Raw genomic sequence first — 2,042 nt, forward strand, 5'->3', positions numbered from 1 at the left:
ATTTTGTCTTTATTATTAGTAGATGTGTATTTACTATTTTCATAGCTATTATTTACTAATTTGACAAAATCATTTATATCTTCAGCCAACATATTCGCTTTTTGCATCTCAAATTTCATATCTCCATCCCCTAAAGTGTAAAAAAATATACATCACTAGAGTATATGTTTTTATTTTAAATCATATCACAAACTATCCAATTAATCCCGTATCCTACTACTTCATGGAAAAAGCATCTTTTAAAATACTAATGGGTCAATTCAATACCTTGTCAGGCTAGTATTTTCAATATATAAAGTTCTCGGAAATTATAAAAATAGATTGATAATAAATCCTGCAAGACCAATCAAAGCTGCATAGCGTTTAGTTTTTATATTGGTTTTAGGACGCATTACCAATAAATATAAGACAAAGCCCAGAGGTATGCTAAAAGTATTTATATAAAATTTGAAAGTACCTAAAAACCAATATCCAAATATTTTCCACCCCATCTTCGTCTCTTCTTTATTTTCTCTCTTTTGATAAACCAACACTAACAATACAATAGTGACGAATAACTCCAGTATCCCTAAAATATACATTTCCTTTCCCCTCTCACGTTTCAATCTATTTTAAGTTCAAAATTCAAAAAACTCTATACTTTCGAAAAACTTTTTTAAAATTAAGTTAGCACTAAAAGTTTACGAAGTTATACCACTTACTAATTAATTTCGATTATAAAATACGGTAGATAATTCAAAATAAGTAAAATTTTGCTATCAGTAGCTTTCTTTGGAATATATACTATAAAGTGCGGAAGTGTTCGATTCCATCTTTCGCTCCATCAAATCGTAATTCCTTATTTATCTGCCTTTTAGATAAAGGAGGAAGTATAATGCAAAAATTGATTTATATGATTGGCATTCCTGGTAGTGGGAAAAGTGAAATGGCTAAACAAATCGCCAAGAAAGAAAAAGCCATTATTTTATCCACTGATGAGTTACGTCAAACACTATTCTTTAATGTAAATAAGCAAAAGAGGACGAATCTTTTGTATATGGAATTATACAAAAGAGCCAATCGTTTACTTGCTGAAGGGAAAAGTGTTCTCATTGATGTTACAAATATTGAACGGGAAAGACGAATGAAAGCATTAAATAAATTCGTAGATGTTCACAAAGAGTGCTATTACATGGATGTGCCGTATGAGGTTTGTGTAGACCGTAATAACAAGAGAAAGCGTGTTGTAGAAGATCGAATTCTTGTTAAGATGAGGAAGAATCTTGATTTTCCTTTAAAAAATGAAGGATGGGATATCATCCATACGATTCATGAGCCATTTTCATATGAAATGACGAAAGAAGAATTAACAAATCTATTAGTAAGTGAAGTTTCATACGAAGAGTTATTCGATAAACTCAATAAAGTACCGTTTTTTCAAGCAATGGAATGTTTTGATCAAGAGAATCCGTTTCATTCAATGACGTTATGTCAACACACATACGGACTCATTGAGTACATTAATGAAATGTACGAAGAGAAAGATAAACTAATTTTGCAAATGGCAGCTCTGTTTCATGATGTTGGGAAGGTATTCTGTAAGACGTATAAGGTTACCAAAGGGTATTATTCATACTTTGGTCATGAAAAAGTTTCTTCACAAATTGCATTTCATTTTTTAACGGAGCTAAGGTTTGAAGATGAATTTATTCAAGCTGTAGTTGGGATCATCGAAATGCACATGTTAATTAACTACGATGGTAATGAAGGAGCAACTAAAATTTATCATTTACTTGGGGATGAATTACTCGCAAAACTTTATTTCTTTCGTGAAGCAGATATGAATTTTGTCCCCTCTCTTAAATTATAAAAAAGAGACGCATATCCCTCAAAGAATCGCATCTCCAAAAAAATTCTATTCTCTTGTAATCATTCAAAAAACCAAAATTCTTTTTTAAAAGGAATTGATATTAAACTTATTTAATATAAGTTAATCCGATTCGATTATTAAAAATTTGATTTCGATTTTTGAAAACAAATGATCCCTCAACATAATCAATCAC

Annotated in this window: 2 protein-coding genes; one reads left to right on the forward strand and one right to left on the reverse strand. The window is 30.3% G+C overall.

From position 1 onward, the window contains the following. Nucleotides 1-308 precede the first annotated feature (308 nt). On the reverse strand, nucleotides 309-581 hold the full coding sequence (locus CN514_RS21420; protein ID WP_098234314.1) for a hypothetical protein: 273 nt from the start codon (nucleotides 579-581) through the stop codon (nucleotides 309-311). 293 nt (nucleotides 582-874) lie between these two features. Here CN514_RS21420 and CN514_RS21425 point away from each other — a divergent pair, with 293 nt between their 5' ends. Further along, the gene (locus CN514_RS21425) at nucleotides 875-1,849 is read left to right on the forward strand and encodes an AAA family ATPase (RefSeq protein WP_176526021.1); all 975 of its coding nucleotides are present in this window, start codon (nucleotides 875-877) and stop codon (nucleotides 1,847-1,849) included. Nucleotides 1,850-2,042: the final 193 nt, after the last annotated feature.

Origin of the sequence: Bacillus sp. AFS001701, from assembly GCF_002559405.1 — a bacterium.
Taxonomy (GTDB): domain Bacteria; phylum Bacillota; class Bacilli; order Bacillales; family Bacillaceae_G; genus Gottfriedia.